The organism is Ruegeria sp. C5 (genome assembly GCF_056537605.1).
Map to the genome: position 1 here is coordinate 1 of NZ_JBQFRX010000021.1, position 772 is coordinate 772.

General features: G+C 53.5%; 2 protein-coding genes. One reads left to right on the top strand and one right to left on the bottom strand.

All coding sequences use genetic code 11. The features are described from left to right. Positions 1–23 precede the first annotated feature (23 nt). Positions 24–497 carry a cupin domain-containing protein gene (locus ACR0AW_RS21185; protein ID WP_480439657.1) on the bottom strand — a complete coding sequence of 158 codons (474 nt, stop codon included), beginning with the start codon at positions 495–497 and terminating at the stop codon, positions 24–26. A 36-nt stretch (positions 498–533) separates the two neighbouring features. Between ACR0AW_RS21185 and ACR0AW_RS21190 the strand changes: the two genes are divergently transcribed. Continuing rightward, on the top strand, positions 534–772 hold a 239-nt coding region (locus tag ACR0AW_RS21190; RefSeq protein ID WP_480439659.1), incomplete at its 3' end, for a TetR/AcrR family transcriptional regulator.

Sequence of the window (772 nt, forward strand, 5' to 3'; positions counted from 1 at the left end):
CCGGAGTTATGCACGCGCGTTCGTTAGCTGGGAACGTCCGCAGGCGCCAGGATCGTCATTCCCACTCGACCTGCCACAGCCATGATCGCCGGAATGTCTGGTGGTCCATCTGGCGCCGGAATATCAGTCGTGCCGTCAGGCATTGCTTCACCGGCTTCGGTAAAAAAAGTGTCGTGCATCGCGCCGGGGGCGTTAATGCAAAGTAGCCGGCCAGGCCGCTCTCCGGTGCATGTAAAGGCGTGCACTGTGCCGTCCGGAACCTTAACGAAGTCACCACATTTGACGTTGACTGTCTCGCCATTCAAAAAGAACTCGAATTCACCATCGAGCACATAAAAGCTCTCATCTTCGCCAGCGTGATGATTAGGCGGCGCACCGGCACCAGGCGCCGTCTTTATCTCAATGATAGTACAACGATCTCCGGTCTCACTGGGAAAGGCGTGAAAGGTCAAAAGGTTCCCAAGAAGATGATAAATTCGCGGGCGAGGTTCTGTCATTGCTGCGACTCCCTTTACTTGAATAACACTGCGCTTATGATACACATATCTACTTATGAGACAAGTGTATCACCAAAGGGATTGAGATTGGCGCCTCGTACAAATCAAATCAACCGGACGCGAGAAGCACTTCTTTCGGCAGCACGTGACCTGATGTCGGAAGGCAAGGAAGTCACGCTGGCAAAAGTCGCTGAACGCGCCAAAACCAGCCGTGCGACGGTCTATCGCTACTTTTCTGACCCAAGTGTTTTGGCTTTGGACGCGACGCTCGATCT